This window comes from Streptomyces sp. NBC_00654, assembly GCF_026341775.1.
In the GTDB taxonomy this organism is placed as follows: domain Bacteria; phylum Actinomycetota; class Actinomycetes; order Streptomycetales; family Streptomycetaceae; genus Streptomyces.
The window spans coordinates 2,384,328-2,400,492 of the sequence record NZ_JAPEOB010000002.1 but is presented as its reverse complement, the minus strand read 5'-3'; the positions used below and the strand labels follow the sequence as shown (position 1 = coordinate 2,400,492).

The 16,165-nt window shown below is 68.7% G+C and carries 14 protein-coding genes; 9 read left to right on the top strand and 5 right to left on the bottom strand.

Going from position 1 to position 16,165, the window contains the following annotated elements; genetic code table 11:
• Positions 1–30: 30 nt before the first annotated feature.
• From OHA98_RS30935 to OHA98_RS30925, 3 genes are all read right to left on the bottom strand, one after another.
• Complete coding sequence (locus OHA98_RS30935) at positions 31–999, bottom strand: DUF4429 domain-containing protein (RefSeq protein ID WP_266930381.1); 969 nt, start codon at positions 997–999, stop codon at positions 31–33.
• 86 nt (positions 1,000–1,085) lie between these two features.
• A complete protein-coding gene (locus tag OHA98_RS30930; protein WP_266930380.1) occupies positions 1,086–2,297 on the bottom strand; it encodes an alpha/beta hydrolase in 1,212 nt (403 codons plus the stop codon).
• A 125-nt stretch (positions 2,298–2,422) separates the two neighbouring features.
• Complete coding sequence (locus tag OHA98_RS30925; protein WP_266930378.1) at positions 2,423–3,190, bottom strand: TetR family transcriptional regulator; 768 nt, start codon at positions 3,188–3,190, stop codon at positions 2,423–2,425.
• Between the two features lie 134 nt (positions 3,191–3,324).
• Here OHA98_RS30925 and OHA98_RS30920 point away from each other — a divergent pair, with 134 nt between their 5' ends.
• Together OHA98_RS30920 and OHA98_RS30915 are read left to right on the top strand one after the other, a co-directional pair.
• A complete protein-coding gene (locus OHA98_RS30920; protein ID WP_266930377.1) occupies positions 3,325–4,944 on the top strand; it encodes an MFS transporter in 1,620 nt (539 codons plus the stop codon).
• 188 nt (positions 4,945–5,132) lie between these two features.
• Positions 5,133–5,594 (top strand): peptidase inhibitor family I36 protein, encoded by a 462-nt coding sequence (locus OHA98_RS30915; protein WP_266930375.1) that lies wholly within the window; start codon positions 5,133–5,135, stop codon positions 5,592–5,594.
• 112 nt (positions 5,595–5,706) lie between these two features.
• Here OHA98_RS30915 and aceE read toward each other — a convergent pair whose 3' ends face one another.
• Positions 5,707–8,448 carry a pyruvate dehydrogenase (acetyl-transferring), homodimeric type gene (gene aceE, locus OHA98_RS30910; RefSeq protein ID WP_266930373.1) on the bottom strand — a complete coding sequence of 914 codons (2,742 nt, stop codon included), beginning with the start codon at positions 8,446–8,448 and terminating at the stop codon, positions 5,707–5,709.
• A gap of 482 nt (positions 8,449–8,930) precedes the next feature.
• On the opposite strand from aceE, the gene OHA98_RS30905 reads away from it, so the two are divergent.
• From OHA98_RS30905 to OHA98_RS30880, 6 genes are all read left to right on the top strand, one after another.
• Entirely contained in the window at positions 8,931–9,368 is a 438-nt protein-coding gene (locus OHA98_RS30905) for a DUF3052 domain-containing protein (RefSeq protein WP_266930372.1), read from the top strand.
• 146 nt (positions 9,369–9,514) lie between these two features.
• Positions 9,515–9,973, top strand: coding sequence for a peroxiredoxin (locus OHA98_RS30900; protein WP_266930370.1), 459 nt, complete (start codon positions 9,515–9,517; stop codon positions 9,971–9,973).
• Positions 9,974–10,234: 261 nt separating this feature from the next.
• Entirely contained in the window at positions 10,235–10,810 is a 576-nt protein-coding gene (locus OHA98_RS30895) for a TerD family protein (RefSeq protein ID WP_266930369.1), read from the top strand.
• 169 nt (positions 10,811–10,979) lie between these two features.
• A complete protein-coding gene (locus OHA98_RS30890) occupies positions 10,980–11,555 on the top strand; it encodes a TerD family protein (RefSeq protein WP_266930367.1) in 576 nt (191 codons plus the stop codon).
• Between the two features lie 70 nt (positions 11,556–11,625).
• Positions 11,626–12,777: a DUF475 domain-containing protein gene (locus tag OHA98_RS30885; RefSeq protein WP_266930365.1), complete on the top strand. Its 1,152-nt coding sequence runs from the start codon at positions 11,626–11,628 to the stop codon at positions 12,775–12,777.
• A gap of 224 nt (positions 12,778–13,001) precedes the next feature.
• Positions 13,002–13,736, top strand: coding sequence for a Tellurium resistance (locus OHA98_RS30880; RefSeq protein WP_266930993.1), 735 nt, complete (start codon positions 13,002–13,004; stop codon positions 13,734–13,736).
• Positions 13,737–13,793: 57 nt separating this feature from the next.
• Here the strand turns inward: OHA98_RS30880 and OHA98_RS30875 are convergent, their stop codons facing one another.
• Positions 13,794–14,780, bottom strand: a complete 987-nt coding sequence (locus tag OHA98_RS30875) for a TerD family protein (RefSeq protein ID WP_266930363.1) — start codon at positions 14,778–14,780, stop codon at positions 13,794–13,796.
• 213 nt (positions 14,781–14,993) lie between these two features.
• Here OHA98_RS30875 and OHA98_RS30870 point away from each other — a divergent pair, with 213 nt between their 5' ends.
• Positions 14,994–16,157: an HpcH/HpaI aldolase/citrate lyase family protein gene (locus tag OHA98_RS30870; protein WP_266930361.1), complete on the top strand. Its 1,164-nt coding sequence runs from the start codon at positions 14,994–14,996 to the stop codon at positions 16,155–16,157.
• The last annotated feature ends 8 nt before the right edge of the window (positions 16,158–16,165 follow it).

The following is a 16,165-nucleotide window of genomic DNA, read 5'->3' as shown; positions in this document are numbered from 1 at the left end:
GGGTCGGGTGGAGCCGCGCCCCGGCCGGAGCTACAGCTCCGCGAGCAGCTGCGCCTTCTTCGCGCTGTACTCGTCGTCCGTCACCAGACCCGCCTGGTGCAGCTCCCCGAGGTGCCGTATCCGCTCGGCGATGTCCGCGGGATCGCGCCGCCCGGCACCGACCAGGACCGGGGCGGGTCCGACCGGTGCGGTCTGCGATCTGCGGACGGATTCCAGTACGGCGGCGGCGAAGGGCAGCGACTCGTGGACCGGGCCGTAGCCGAGGCCGAAGAGCACCGCGGCCGGATCCTGGTCCGCACGGGCCGAATGGCCGGAAACCGCTCGGCCGGTCCCGGGTGCGGTGCCCGCCGCGGCGACGGGTCCGGCCGGGCCACAGGCCTCGCCCAGGCCGCTCGCCCCACCGTGGCCCACCGCCACCGCCGTACGGGGCACGAGCCGGAGGTAGCCGTCGAGCGCCTCGGGCGAGCGCCACTCGACCCCGCACAGTTCGGCCACCGGGAAGGTCTGGTCGCCGGCCTTCCACTTGGCGCTGGAGGCTCCGGTCCACGACCACCGGAAGGAGATCCGCTCCCCGTCGAAGCTGGCCCTGCCGTCGTACGCCTTGAAGTTCATCGGGGCCTCGGGGGCAGCGACGAGGAAGCGGTCGGCGGGCAGCCCGTCATCGGGTCCGAGCAGCGCGCGCAGCTCGTCCGCGTAGTACTCGGCGAGGACCTCCCGTTCCGCCGGAAGTACCAGGCGGTACGGGTCGCACCCGTCCTTCAGCTGTCCCGCCGCAGCCTCCAGGAGTGGATCGGCGCCCGGTCTCGGCACCGCACGAAGAACCACCGTGCCCCGCTTGCCGGGGGTCAGCGTCACCGACGACAACGCCGCATGCGGGATGCGGCGTTCACGCAAGCTCTGGAAGAGCTTCGGCGTGCGGATACCCCGTTCGAAGCGGATGAGCAAGGAGTCGGTGTCGAACTCCCAGGTGGCATGAATTCCGGCCAGCACATCACCCATGTGCCTCATCGTATGCGGCACAGCCCCGCCCGTCCCCCCTCGACGTAAGTCGTCATTCATCGGAAGGTCACCACTCCGCACGCGCGTCAGGTCTCCCGCCGACCGGAAATACCGCTGCGGCACGCGGTGTCGGCGTCCGCACAGCTGACCGAACCGTACGCGCCGACGCCGATCGCGGCGAAGTTGCTGAGACTCTCGGTGCCCGGCTCGAAATAGCCGCTGTGGCCGATCGCGTCTCCCGCCGAGACGATCCGGGCCCCGAAGTCGGGATCCACCGGGTCGGCACCGTGCCCGATCCCGCCGACCGCGAGGTACGGCACGTCCTGGATCCAGTCGTCACGGTCCCGCATCGCCCACACCCGGGCGTCGGTCTCCAACTGCTCGGCGCTGTCGGCACGCATGCCGGGGCTGCCCGCGACCGCGATGTCGGCCACCCGGGAGGGCGCCTTGTGGGCGGCGACCCCGCAGAGCACGGAGCCGTAGCTGTGGCAGAAGAGCGAGACGGCCGAGGTGCCCGGCAGCCCGCTCACCATGGCGTTGAGCCGGACCGCCCCGTCCGCCGCGAGCCGGCCGAGGGCCGCGTCCATGCCGATGCCCGCGGGGGCCGTGTAGTCGGCCCAGGCGATGACGGCGGTACGGGTTCCGGGGCGGGCGGCGCGCTCCGCCCCGTACAGCGACTGCGCCATGCCGACCGGCGCCGCGTACTTGCGCTTCGCCGTCCGCTCCAGTGTCAGCAGACTGGTGTCGACACCCGGCACGACGACCGAGACCCGTTCGGCGCGGTCGAGATCACCGAACACCTCGGCGGCACGGCCCTTTCCGGACGGATCGAAGGACAGGATCTGCCGGTCCTTCGCGAGCATCGACCGGAAGCGTTCCATCCGGCGCACGGCCTCGCCGCGGCCGTCCGGGGAGAGCGTGATGTCGTGCGTGCGCAGCCGTTCCACGGCCTGTGCCTGTTTGAGGGCCAGCCGGTTGGCGTGGTAGCGCACGGTGACCGGGACGCCGTTCAGATTTCCCACGACCAGGGGGTACTTGTCCGCCAGCGAGACCTGCTGTCCGGCGGTCAGCGTGGCGAAGAAGTGGGCCAGCCGGTACGGCGGCGCGGTGACGTCCGGCAGCGCGTGACCGGCTATCCGGTCCCGGGCCCACGAGGCGAGTGCGATCTCGCGTGGCTCGTCGGAGCGTTGATGGCGTACGGCGGTCCAGCCCGTGGTCGCCAGCATCACGAACACGACCGCGACGGCGAGCAGCGCGCGCCATGCGGTCAACGTGGGGGAGGAGTCGAAGGAAGTCACTGCTCCACACCCTAGGAGACGTGTGACGACCGCCGTTACGAGGGTGACGCACATCACCCGGCTGCGGGGAATCGGTGCCGCCGCTCCTCACGTTCCGTAGGTGCGGCCCGTACGCTCCGCCGCGCTCAGGACCCCGGACGCCGCTTCAGGCGCCCGGTTCGCGCGGCGGCGGACGCGTGGGTGTGAGGTCCGTCATGGCCGGGGGCGAGAGGTACGGCACAGTACGGACCGTGGGCGGGCGCGTCCTGTCGCCAGTCGCCCGCGAGCGCGGGGGCGAGCTGGTCCAGGTAGCACTCGGTCAGGTCGCGCAGGGACTCGACGCTCGGGTCGTGCCCCCGCCCCCACAGCTGTCCGGCCACCCGCATCACGCCGGAGAACGCCGCGACGGCCACCCTCGGCCGGGGGTCGCTCGTCACGTCGAGCCCTTCCCGTTCCGCGATCAGGCGGGCGATCCTGTCCTCCAGATCGATGCAGCGCCGCAGATGGGCGGCGAGCAGGGTCGGGTGCGATTCGATCAACTGGTAGGTCCGCATATGGAGGTCGACCGTGACGAGCTCCTCGATGGTCTCGCCGATACTGTTCCAGGCGCACAGGACGGCCCGGCGCATTGCCTCGAAAGGGGCCTCGTCGGCAGGGCGTTGACGCAACTCCGACAGGAAATGGGACTCCACCATCTCCTGGGCGGCGAAGGCGACCTCCTCCTTGCTCGCGAAGTAGCGGAAGAAGGTGCGCTGGGAGACCTCGACCGCGTCGACGATCTCGTCGACGGTGGTCCGGTCGTACCCCTGGGTGGTGAAGAGAACGAGGGCGGCATGCACCAGGGCATCGCGGGTGCGCTGTTTCTTGCGTTCACGCAGCCCTGCCGGGTGCTCGGTACGCTGCCCGTCCGTCACTTACCCGTCCTCTTTTCGCCTTTTTGTGCAGTTCAGCTTAGACCGGTCGGCCGGTCTGGCCTGTGAGTTACGTGACAGTTACTGACTTGTGAATTGGTTTGTCAACTGTCAGTGGCTGTCACTAGTCTCCCCGTATGACTAGTCAGACCACCGTCGAGAAGGCACCGCGGGAGCCGGACGACAGCGCCGTACCCGCACCGGTCAAGGGGCTTCGCGGCCACCCCTGGCTGACGCTGTTCTCCGTCGCCATCGGCGTGATGATGGTGGCGCTCGACGGCACTATCGTCGCGATCGCCAACCCCGAGATCAAAAAGGATCTCGGCGCCTCGCTCGCCGACGTCCAGTGGATCACCAACGGGTATCTGCTCGCACTCGCCGTCGCCCTCATCACCGCCGGCAAGCTCGGCGACCGCTTCGGTCACCGCCAGACGTTCCTGATAGGCATCGCCGGTTTCGCCGTGGCGTCCGGTGCCATCGGCCTCTCCAGCGAGATCGCCTTCGTCATCGTCTTCCGGGTCCTTCAGGGCCTGTTCGGCGCGCTGCTCATGCCGGCCGCCCTGGGCCTGCTGCGGGCCACCTTCCCCGCCGAGAAGCTGAACATGGCCATCGGCATCTGGGGCATGGTCATCGGCGCGTCCACCGCGGGCGGTCCCATCGTCGGCGGTCTGCTCGTCGAGCACGTCAGCTGGCAGTCCGTCTTCTTCATCAACGTACCGGTCGGCGTCATCGCGCTCGTCTTCGGCCTGGTGATCCTCAAGGACCACCGCGCCGCCAACGCGCCGCGCTCCTTCGACATCGTGGGAATCCTGCTGCTCTCGGGCGCGATGTTCTCCCTCATCTGGGGGATCATCAAGGCCGGTGAGTCGTGGGGCTGGACCGACGGCAAGACCATCGGCTTCCTCGGACTCGCGATCGTCCTCTTCCTCGTCTTCGGCTTCTGGGAGACCAAGGTCAAGGAGCCGCTCGTCCCGCTGGGGATGTTCCGTTCCATCCCGCTGACCGCGGGCGCCATCCTGATGGTGCTGATGGCCTTCGCCTTCATGGGCGGCCTGTTCTTCGTGACGTTCTTCCTCCAGGGCGTCCACGGGATGAGCCCGGTCGACAGCGGTCTGCACCTGCTGCCGCTCACCGCGATGATGATCGTCGCCTCCCCGGTCGCCGGCATGCTGATCACCAAGTTCGGCCCGCGGGTGCCGCTGGTCGGTGGCATGGTGTGCACCGCCGTGGCGATGTTCGGCATGACGACGCTGAGCGAGAGCACCGGAACCTTCGGTATGTCGCTCTGGTTCGCCCTGCTCGGCTGCGGGCTCGCCCCGGTCATGGTCGGCGCCACCGAGGTCATCGTGGGCAACGCGCCGATGGAGCTCTCGGGTGTGGCCGGAGGCCTCCAGCAGGCCGCCATGCAGGTCGGTGGCGCCCTGGGCACCGCCGTTCTCGGCGCGGTCATGTCGGCCAAGGTGAGCGCGGACTTCGCGGGCAACTGGAAGGACGCGGGCCTGCCGGGCCCGATCGACCCCAAGCTCGAAGAGGCCGCGGAGTTCGGCATCGTTCCCGCCGAGGAGCTGGCCAAGGCGCCCGGTATGACCCCCGACGTGATCGACCGGATCGGCGGGGTCATCCACGACACGTTCATGTCCGGCATGGGCCTGGCCTTCACCGTCGCGGGTGTCGTGGCCGTGGTCGCCGCCGTGGTCGCCACCTTCACCAAGCGCGGCGCCAACGCCGAGGCGGGCGCCGGAGTCGGCCACATCTGACCCGCCCCGACGGCGCGGAAGCGCCGGCACGGCACTCGTCAACACAGTGCCATGGACAGCCCCGCCGGACCTCTCCGGCGGGGCTGTCGCCTATCAGGGTGGATCGGGCCCTGCCCCCTTCCCCGGGCCTCGTCCGGCGGGTCAGGGTGCGGACAGAGGATCCGCACGACAACGGGGGTTGATCCACCATGCGTACGACCGTTCTGGCCCTGGCCGCCCTGGCCGTCACCGCGCTCGTCCCACCGGCCGCCGCCATGGTCCCGGCGGGGACCGCGCCGAAGGCCGTCACGGCGCCGAAGTCCACTACCGCGCCGAAGCCCACTACCGCGCCGAAGCCCGATGCGGCGCCGAAGGCCGCAGGAGCCGCGCTCGGCAACTGTGGGGCGGGGCAGCTCTGCCTCTGGCGGAAGCCCGACTTCACCGGCGCCCGGCAGATCCATGAGCTGTCCTCCGTCGACATCGAGAGCTGTGTCCCGCTGCCCGCCGGCGGCGAAGCGCAGTCGCTCGCCAACCGCACCGGGCGGCCCGTCACGACGTACCAGTCGGCGGAGTGCGCCGAGACGGCCGAGTTCGAGACGTACCCGGGCGGCGGCACCTGGACGCCCCGCTCCCCGTACCAGGTCAGGGCCTTCAAGATCTGGGAGAACTGACGGGGACGGGAGCGGCCCGGCACGCCGAAGGGCGGCGGGGCCACCGGCCCCACCGCCCTTCGGCACGTGTGTCCACGTGCGCCTGCACGCGCCTGCGTGTGCCTGCCTGCGCTCAGGCGTCGCCGCCCGCCGCGCCCGGATCGGCCGCGGCCACATCCAGGAGGTCGTAGCGGTCGACCGCCGTCTTCAGCGCCGAACGGTCGATCTTCCCCTCCTTCGCGAGCTCCGTGAGCACCGCGAGGACGATCGACTGCGCGTCGATGTGGAAGAACCTGCGGGCGGCACCGCGGGTGTCGGCGAAGCCGAAGCCGTCCGCGCCCAGCGACTGGTACGCGCCGGGCACCCAGCGCGCGATCTGGTCCGGCACCGAACGCATCCAGTCCGAGACCGCCACGAACGGGCCCTCGGAGCCGGACAGCTTCCGCGTGACGTACGGGACGCGCTGCTCCTCCTCGGGGTGCAGCAGGTTGTACCGCTCCACGTCCACGGCCTCGCGGCGCAGCTCGTTCCAGGAGGTCGCCGACCAGACGTCCGCCTTGACGTTCCACTCCTCGGCGAGGATGCGCTGTGCCTCCACCGCCCACGGGACCGCCACACCGGACGCCATGATCTGGGCCGGGATCTGCCCCCGCTCGCCGCTGCTGAAGCGGTACACGCCCTTGAGGATGCCTTCGACATCCACGTTCTCGGGCTCGGCCGGGTGCTGGATCGGCTCGTTGTAGACGGTCAGGTAGTAGAAGACGTCCTCGTTCTCCTCGGGCGTCCCGCCGTACATCCGCCGCAGACCGTCCTTGACGATGTGCGCGATCTCGTACCCGAAGGCCGGGTCGTACGCCACACAGCCCGGGTTCGTCGAGGCGAGCAGCTGCGAGTGGCCGTCGGCGTGCTGGAGACCCTCACCGGTCAGCGTCGTACGTCCGGCGGTGGCGCCCAGCACGAAGCCGCGCGCCAGCTGGTCGGCCATCTGCCAGAACTGGTCGCCGGTGCGCTGGAAACCGAACATCGAGTAGAAGACGTACACCGGGATCAGCGGCTCGCCGTGCGTGGCGTACGCCGAACCGGCGGCGATCAGCGAGGCCGTGCAGCCCGCCTCGGAGATGCCGTCGTGCAGCATCTGCCCGGTCGGCGACTCCTTGTACGCGAGCAGCAGATCGCGGTCCACCGCTTCGTACTGCTGGCCGAGCGGGTTATAGATCTTCGCGCTCGGGAAGAACGCGTCCATACCGAAGGTGCGGTACTCATCGGGCGCGATCAGCACGAAACGCTTGCCGATCTCCTTGTCCCGCATGAGGTCCTTCAAGATGCGGACGAACGCCATGGTCGTGGCGATCGACTGCTGACCCGAACCCTTCTTCGCGCTCGCGTACGTCTTGTCCTCGGGCAGGGCCAGTGGCTTCGACCGCACGACACGGGTCGGGACATAACCGCCCAGACCCTGGCGGCGGTCGTGCATGTACTGGATCTCTTCCGAGTCGCGGCCCGGGTGGTAGTACGGCGGGTAGCCCTCGTCCAGCTGCTTGTCCGTGATCGGGATGTGCAGCCGGTCGCGGAAGCGCTTGAGGTCCTCGACCGTGAGCTTCTTCATCTGGTGGGTCGCGTTGCGGCCCTCGAAGTTCGGCCCGAGGGTCCAGCCCTTGACCGTCTGCGCGAGGATCACGGTCGGCTGGCCCTTGTGGGCCTTGGCCGCCGCGTACGCCGCGTAGACCTTGCGGTGGTCGTGCCCGCCGCGCCCCAGGTGCAGGATCTGGTGGTCCGACATGTCCTTGACCATGTCGCGCAGCCGGGGGTCGTCGCCGAAGAAGTGCTCACGGATGTACGCACCCGTCTCGGTGGCGTACGTCTGGAACTGCCCGTCCGGCGTGGTGTTCAGCTTGTTGACCAGGATGCCTGTCCGGTCCTGCGCGAGCAGCGGGTCCCAGGTGCGGTCCCAGACCAGCTTGATGACGTTCCAGCCGGCCCCGCGGAACTGCGACTCCAGCTCCTGGATGATCTTGCCGTTGCCGCGTACCGGCCCGTCGAGGCGCTGGAGGTTGCAGTTGACGACGAAGGTCAGGTTGTCCAGGCCCTCACGGGCGGCGATGGACAGCTGTCCGAGCGACTCGGGCTCGTCCATCTCGCCGTCGCCCAGATAGGCCCACACGTGCGACTTGGAGGTGTCGGCGATACCGCGCGCCTCCATGTAGCGGTTCATCCGCGCCTGGTAGATCGCGCCGAGCGGACCGAGGCCCATCGAGACGGTCGGGAACTCCCAGAAGTCCGGCATCAGCCGCGGGTGCGGGTAGCTGGACAGGCCGTTCGGCGCCTTCGACTTCTCCTGGCGGAAGGCGTCGAGCTGCGCCTCGTCCAGCCGGTCGAGCAGGAAGGCGCGGGCGTAGATTCCGGGGGAGGCGTGCCCCTGGAAGAAGATCTGGTCGCCGCCGTCGCCCTGGTCCTTGCCGCGGAAGAAGTGGTTGAAGCCCACGTCGTACAGCGAGGCGGAGGAGGCGAAGGTGGCGATGTGCCCGCCGACCCCGATCCCGGGACGCTGGGCGCGCGAGACCATCACGGCCGCGTTCCAGCGGGTCGCGTTGAGGACCTTGCGTTCGATCTCCTCGTCGCCCGGGAAGAACGGTTCGTCCTTCGTGGCGATCGTGTTCACATAGTCCGTGCTGCGCATCTCCGGCACGGCGACGCGCTTCTCCCGCGCGCGCTCGATGAGCCGGAGCATCAGATAGCGGGCCCGCTCACGGCCTCGCTCGTCGACGGCGGCGTCGAGGGAGTCGAGCCATTCCTGGGTCTCTTCGGGATCGAAGTCCGGGACCTGGCTCGGAAGGCCGCCAATGATGATCGGGTTGCGATCGGATCCGGAAGCCACGCTGTTCCTTCGCTGTTCGGTGCTGCTCTACGGGGCCTGGTTACGGGGAACGTACCCCCGGGACATCTGCTGTGCGCCGCCTCCATCGTGTACCGCGAGGGCGTAAACGTCATCTCTACCGCGGGGTAACCGTGAGGTTCCGAACGGTCACGTCCGGGGCACGAGTAGGGGCAGCACAAGGATGGGTCGGGCCAAACCGCAACCATACGCCCAAGCCGTCCAAGCGTTCCCAAAGGCTGTTCCGCTCCGAATGCCGGATCGAAACGGCATAAGCTGAGGAAGGACGTATACGGATTGGGCGACATCGAGGGCCCCGCGGGAGACCGCCCGGAGTTGCGGCGACGTGGCAGGGAACGTCACCGTTTAGGCGGTCTCGGACGCTGGGTACTTGCGCGATTCGCCGAGCCCGTGTGGACTACGGCCAACGCCCCGCGCACGCGCGTGGCTGAAGCATTTTCCGAAACATGATCAGGAGGCAACCCGTGAGCGCGACCGCGGACCACGCGGAGGAGCGGACCAACCCGGCTGCACGCCTGGGGTTCGAGCCCGGACAAGTGGTCCAGGAGATCGGCTACGACGACGACGTCGAGCTGGAGCTCCGTGAGGGCATTGAGGCCACTACCGGCCAGGATCTCGTCGACGAGGAGTACGACGACGTCGCCGACGTCGTCCTGCTCTGGTTCCGTGACGAGGACGGCGACCTTACGGACGCGCTGGTGGATGCCATTGGTCTGCTCGAGGACGGCGGTACGGTCTGGCTGATGACGCCGAAGACCGGCCGTGACGGATACGTCGAACCGAGCGACATCAATGAGGCTGCCCAGACAGCCGGCCTCGCTCAGACCAAGAGCATCAGTGCGGGCAAGGACTGGACGGGCAGCCGTCTGGTCACCCCCAAGGGGGCCAAGGGCAAGCGCTGACCCGCTCTCTCATCACCCGGGGCCCCCGGCGGCGATCACGCCCCCGGGGGCCTTCGTACGTGCCGGTACCCCGCCCATGCGTAGGGTGGGTGCCACCCGGACGGCCCAGTCCGGTCAAGCGGTGACGTAGCGAAGGGACGCGTTCCATGGCGATCGAGGTCGGCACCCAGGCCCCGGATTTCGAGCTGAAGGACAACCACGGCCGGACCGTGAGGCTCTCGGACTTCCGGGGCGAGAAGAACGTGGTGCTGCTGTTCTACCCGTTCGCCTTCACCGGCGTCTGCACGGGTGAGCTGTGCGCGCTCCGCGATGAGCTGCCGCAGTTCGAGAACGACGACACCCAGCTCCTCGCCGTCTCCAACGACTCCATCCACACCCTGCGGGTCTTCGCCGAGCAGGAGGGCCTGGAGTACCCGCTGGTCTCCGACTTCTGGCCGCACGGCGCGACCTCGCGGGCGTACGGCGTCTTCGACGAGGAGAAGGGCTGCGCGGTGCGCGGCACCTTCATCATCGACAAGGAGGGCGTCGTCCGCTGGACCGTGGTCAACGGTCTGCCCGACGCACGCGACCTCAAGGACTACATCACGGCGCTCGCGGCGATCTGATCCCGGAAACCCGGCGATCGGAACCCGGAACTCCGGCGATCTGATCCCGGAACCCCGGCGATCGGAACTCCGGCGATCGGAACCCCGGATCCGGGAGGCTCCGGTCCCGGAACGGCGGGGCTCCGGTCCCGGAATCGCGACGCCCGGCCAAAAGCCTGTTTTGGCAGGGAACCGGTCACTAGGATCCAATCGTTGATCCGATACCAACGCACGACGGGGACGCTGGTGTCTGCCGGCCCCTGAAAACCTATGGGAGGACTCGTGGGAGTCAGCCTCAGCAAGGGCGGCAACGTCTCGCTGACCAAGGCCGCGCCCAACCTGACCGCGGTCATCGTCGGTCTGGGCTGGGATGCCCGTACCACCACCGGTGGTGACTTCGACCTCGACGCCAGCGCCCTGCTGACGAACGCCGAGGGCAAGGTCGGAAACGACGGGAATTTCGTTTTCTTCAACAACCTCAAGAGCCCCGACGGTTCCGTCGAGCACACCGGTGACAACCTCACCGGTGAGGGCGAGGGTGACGACGAGGTCGTCAAGGTGAACCTGGCCGGTGTGCCGGCCGATGTGGACAAGATCGTCTTCCCGGTCTCGATCTACGAGGCCGAGAGCCGTCAGCAGAGCTTCGGCCAGGTGCGCAACGCGTACATCCGCGTGGTCAACCAGGCCGACAACACGGAGCTGGCGCGCTACGACCTGAGCGAGGACGCCTCGACCGAGACCGCCATGGTCTTCGGCGAGCTGTACCGCAACGGGGCGGAGTGGAAGTTCCGCGCCATCGGCCAGGGCTACGCCTCGGGTCTGCGCGGCATCGCGCAGGACTTCGGCGTCAACGTCTGACCGACGCCCGGTGACAGCTCCGCCGCAGCGCTGAGCCGCCATCAGCACCAACCCGTCCGGCGCCGCACGATGTGTGCGGCGCCGGACGTGCTCAACAGGGCGCTCACGCGCCCTCACCCGGGCGTCCGAGCGTCCGGCGACATCGTCCAACGACTCGGGGAGGACACACATGGGCGTCACGCTCGCCAAGGGAGGCAATGTCTCCCTCTCCAAGGCCGCTCCCAACCTCACCCAGGTGCTGATCGGGCTCGGCTGGGACGCACGGGCCACCACCGGAGCCGACTTCGACCTCGACGCCAGCGCGCTGCTGTGCCAGTCGGGACGGGTGCTCGGCGACGAGTGGTTCGTCTTCTACAACAACCTCACCAGCCCGGACGGCTCCGTGGAGCACACCGGTGACAACCTCACGGGTGAGGGCGATGGCGACGACGAGTCGGTCATCGTGCACCTCGACCAGGTACCCGCCCACTGCGACAAGATCATCTTCCCGGTCTCGATCCATGAGGCGGACAATCGCGGGCAGACCTTCGGGCAGGTCAGCAATGCCTTCATCCGCGTGGTGAATCAGGCGGACGGCCAGGAGCTGGCGCGCTACGACCTGAGCGAGGACGCCTCGACGGAGACCGCGATGATCTTCGGAGAGCTCTACCGGTACAACGGCGAGTGGAAATTCCGTGCAGTGGGGCAGGGGTACGCGTCGGGGCTGAGAGGTATCGCTCTAGACTTCGGGGTCAACGTTTCGTAAAACCGCGCACGGCGCGGGGGAGCCCCGTACACACCTGGGGAGACCCTTACATAACACGATGGGGTAGCCAGTGGTTCTGAAAACCTTCGGCTGGTCGTTCGCGGTCACCGCGATCGGTCTGGTCGCAGCGGCGTTCTACGGGGGGTGGCAGGCATTCGGCATTGTGGCGATCCTGTCGGTCCTGGAGATCTCGCTGTCCTTCGACAACGCGGTGATCAACGCCGGAATCCTGAAGAAGATGAATGCCTTCTGGCAGAAGATCTTCCTCACGGTGGGTGTGCTCATCGCGGTCTTCGGTATGCGGCTGGTCTTCCCCGTCGTGATCGTGGCCGTCAGTGCACAGCTCGGCCCGATCGAGGCGATCGATCTTTCCTTCAACGACCCTGACAGGTACAAGGAACTGGTCACGGACGCGCATCCGTCGATCGCCGCCTTCGGTGGCATGTTCCTTCTCATGATCTTCCTCGACTTCATTTTCGAGGACCGTGACATCCAGTGGCTGCGCTGGATCGAGCGCCCGCTCGCCAAGCTCGGCAAGGTCGACATGCTGTCGGTCTGCATCGCGCTGATCGTGCTGCTGATCACGGCGCTGACGTTCGCGACCCAGGCCCACCAGCACGGTGGCGGGCACGTGGACAAGGCGTCGACCGTCATGCTCTCCGGTATCGCGGGTCTGATCACGTACCTCGTGGTCGGCGGGCTCTCCGGCTTCTTCGAGAACAAGCTCGAAGAGGAGGAGGAGCGCGAGCACGAGGCCGAGGAAGAGGCCAAGAAGGCGGGCAAGTCCGTCTCCGCGGTCGGCCTCGCGGGCAAGGCCGCGTTCTTCATGTTCCTCTACCTGGAGGTCCTGGACGCGTCCTTCTCCTTCGACGGTGTCATCGGCGCCTTCGCCATCACCAACGAGATCGTGCTGATGGCCCTCGGCCTCGGTATCGGTGCCATGTACGTCCGTTCGCTCACCGTCTACCTGGTCCGCGAGGGCACGCTGGACGACTACGTCTACCTGGAGCACGGCGCCCACTACGCCATCGGCGCGCTGGCGGCCATCCTGCTCGTCACCATCCAGTACGAGATCAACGAGTTCATCACCGGCTCCGTCGGCGTCGTACTGATCGGCTGGTCCTTCTGGTCCTCGGTCCGCCGCAACAAGGCGATCGCCGCGGCCGGCGGCGACGGGGGCGACAGCTCCGGTTCCAAGGCGGAAGCCTCCTCCGGGGTGTGACCCGGTAGGTATTGAGGAACGCTCTCTGCGGGGCGGCCCACACGGCGACGGCTCTCCGGCGAAATCCGGACCCGGCCCGGTGGCCGCCCCGCGGTCATGTGCCCCGGTGGCCGCCGTACGCTCCGCGGTGGCGGGGGGACAGCGGGGGACAGCAGGGGCAGCAGGGGTACGTGCGGGGGGCGGGGCCGGGCACCGGCCGCGCCACGATTCACATGGGGGTTGGGATGGGCTTCTTCGACGGCGTGTGGCCGGGGCGCGCAGCACAGTTCGAGTCGGGCAATTCCGCGACGAGTTCCATCGTGCTCTCCAAACGGAACGCCACGGTCTCGCTGAACAAACAGGGCGCGCTCTCCGGCAACCTCCGGGTGAACCTGTCCTGGCGGATGCGGAGCGCGGACATCTCCGGCAGGTCGGGCGAGAGCGGCTCGCTGCTGCGCCCGTTCAAGCTCTTCAAGCCCGATGTGGTCCAGGCGCACACCCAGGGCATGGTCAACGTCGACCTGGACCTCGGCTGCATGTACGAACTCCAGGACGGCACCAAGGGAGTCGTGCAGCCCCTGGGCAACCTGATAGGTGATCTGAACGCCCCGCCGTACATCAGACTCAGCGGCGACGACCGCTTCGGGGCGCCGTCGGGGGAGACGGTCTACGTCAATCTCGACCAGCGCGACCAGATCAAGCGGCTGCTGTTCTTCGTCTACATCTACGACCAGACGCCCGCGTTCGACCGTACGCACGCCAAGGTGACGCTCTACCCGGGCAACGGCCCGCGGATCGAGATCGAGCTGGACGAGCGCGCCCCGCAGGCCCGCTCCTGCGCCGTGTTCACCGTGGAGAACATCAAGGACGAGCTCATCGTGCGGCGCGAGGTGAAATTCGTCTACGGCTTCCAGTCGGAGCTGGACCGGATGTACGGCTTCGGGATGCAGTGGGGGCGCGGCTACAAAACCCGGACCTGAGCACCGGTGCCGACCGGCGGCCGGATACGCGGTCCGGGTGCGCAGCGGCCCGGCGGCTCAGGAACGGATGAACTGCGGGCCCTGCGGGGGCAGCGTGAAGTGCGGGTCCGGTGCGTGTGCGGCGGCCGCCGCGGGCTGCGGGTAGCCGTATCCGGTCGAGGCCGCCGCGGGCTGCGGGTAGCCGTATCCGGACGAGGCCGCCGCGGGCTCGGGCTGCGGGTAGCCGTATCCGGGCGCCGCGGTGGCGGGCTCGGGCTGCGGATATCCGTACGCCGGCGGGGCGGAAGCCGGTCCGGGCTGCGGGTAGCCGTACGCGGGCGGGGCGGAGACGGGCTGTGGGTAGCCGTACGAGGGCTGGTGGTGCTGGACCGTGGCCTGGGAGTCGGGGCCGAGCGGGTGGGCCGTGTGCGGCCCGTGTGCGGCCTCCCCGGGAGCGGCCGCCTGCGTCTGCCCCTCGGACTGCGCCTGTGCTTGTGCCTGCGCCTGTGCCTCCGACTCGTCGACCGAGATCCCGAAGGCGGTGGCGAGCCCGATCAGGCCGGTCGGATACCCCTGCCCGACCGCCCGGAACTTCCAGCCCTCCCCGCGCCGGTAGAGCTCGCCGCAGATGATGGCGGTCTCCTCCCCGGTCTCCGCCCTGACATCGAACACGGCCAGCGGCTCACCGTCCGCGAGTGCGGCGTCGAACAGCAGTATCTGCAGATCCCGGACCTGCTGGAAGGCCGCGCCGTCGGAGGAGGCGGCGATGACCACCTGGTCCACCGAGGGATCGAGCGCGCTCAGATCCGCCTCGATCGTGTCGGTCAGCCCATCGGCGACGCTGCGCTTGGGCAGCCGCCGTACCAGGCCGGAGGGATGCCGGGGCTGGTTGTAGAAGACGAAGTCCTCGTCGGAGCGCACGCGGCCGGAGGCGCCCAGCAGCAGGGCGGAGGCATCCACATCCGGAACCCCGGCCCCCGGGGTCCAGCGCAGCACGGCCCGTACGGCCATGGCGTCGAGGGGGACGTTCGAGCCCTTCAGCATCGCGTGCGTCATGCCCGTCATCCTGCCTGCTGGGCGCCCGTGCGGACAACGCGGGGGGCACAAATCCATGGGCCCGGCGGAGCCCGGGAGAGGCGTGACGATACCTGCCGGCGGAGGGGGGCAATGGGCGGGTAACCGGAAATTCATGCACATGGGGAACTGTTGACACCCGCCCATACGTACTATTACCGGCCATACATTCGTCCGGCCGGTCAGGCAGTTCGGGGGAAACCAATGCGTCATTTCGGGCATATCTCGCCCGCTGTCCGGGAGAGCCTGTTCCTTCGGGAGCCGTGCGAGTTCAGCGCGGACTCGCCCGCCCGGCTGCTCTCGGTCGCCCTGGGGGCCACGCTCTACTCTCCGGCCACCCGGCCCGCGCTCGCCGACGATGTGATCAAGCAGGCCCGGCGCGGCGTCGTCTCCATGGTGCTGTGCCTGGAGGATTCGATAAACGACGCCGAGGTGGCCGATGCCGAGGTGAACCTCGTCACGCAGTTCGCGGCGCTCGCCGAGGCGGCCGACGAGCTTCCGCTGCTCTTCATCCGGGTCCGCGAACCGGGTCAGATCACCGATCTGGTCGACCGGCTCGGTGCCTCGGTCCGCATGTTGTCCGGATTCGTACTACCGAAGTTCACGGAGGAACGGGGCGCGCTCTTCCTGGAAGCCCTCTCCGCCGCGGAGGCGGCCTGCGGGCAGCGGCTGTTCGCGATGCCGGTTCTCGAATCGCCCGAGCTGCTGCATCTGGAGACCCGGAGCGAGACCCTGCACGGAATCGCCCGTTCCGTGGCCAAGTACCGCGACCGGGTCCTGGCCCTGCGGCTCGGCGTCACCGACTTCTGCTCGGCCTACGGTCTGCGCCGGGCGCCCGACATGACGGCGTACGACGTCCAGATCGTCAGCGCCGTCATCGGCGATGTCGTCAATGTCCTGGGCCGGGCGGACGGCACCGGCTTCACGATCACCGGACCGGTGTGGGAGTACTTCCGCGTCCAGGAACGCATGTTCAAACCGCAGCTCCGCCGCAGCCCCTTCCTGGAGGGCCGCGCCGAGGAACTGCGTACGGCACTCATCGAGCACGACCTGGACGGCCTGCTGCGCGAGATCGGGCTCGACCGGGCCAACGGACTGCTCGGCAAGACCTGCATCCACCCCTCGCACGTGGCGCCCGTGCACGCGCTGTCGGTGGTCAGTCACGAGGAGTTCAGCGACGCCGAGGACATCCTGCGGCCGGAGAGCGGCGGCGGGGGTGTACTGCGTTCCGCGTACACGAACAAGATGAACGAAGTGAAGCCGCACCGGGCCTGGGCCGAGCGGACACTGCTGCGGGCCGAGGTCTTCGGTGTGGCGAGGGAAGACGTCGGTTTCGTGGAACTGCTGGCCGCCGGGCCGGCGAACTGAGCGTGCGT

Coding starts and splice junctions, on each gene's coding strand:
- OHA98_RS30935 (WP_266930381.1), bottom strand. CDS start 999: ATGGGTGATGTGCTGGCCGGAATTCATGCCACCTGGGAGTTCGACACC.
- OHA98_RS30920 (WP_266930377.1), top strand. CDS start 3,325: ATGACTAGTCAGACCACCGTCGAGAAGGCACCGCGGGAGCCGGACGAC.
- OHA98_RS30915 (WP_266930375.1), top strand. CDS start 5,133: ATGCGTACGACCGTTCTGGCCCTGGCCGCCCTGGCCGTCACCGCGCTC.
- OHA98_RS30900 (WP_266930370.1), top strand. CDS start 9,515: ATGGCGATCGAGGTCGGCACCCAGGCCCCGGATTTCGAGCTGAAGGAC.
- OHA98_RS30890 (WP_266930367.1), top strand. CDS start 10,980: ATGGGCGTCACGCTCGCCAAGGGAGGCAATGTCTCCCTCTCCAAGGCC.
- OHA98_RS30880 (WP_266930993.1), top strand. CDS start 13,002: ATGGGCTTCTTCGACGGCGTGTGGCCGGGGCGCGCAGCACAGTTCGAG.
- OHA98_RS30875 (WP_266930363.1), bottom strand. CDS start 14,780: ATGACGGGCATGACGCACGCGATGCTGAAGGGCTCGAACGTCCCCCTC.
- OHA98_RS30870 (WP_266930361.1), top strand. CDS start 14,994: ATGCGTCATTTCGGGCATATCTCGCCCGCTGTCCGGGAGAGCCTGTTC.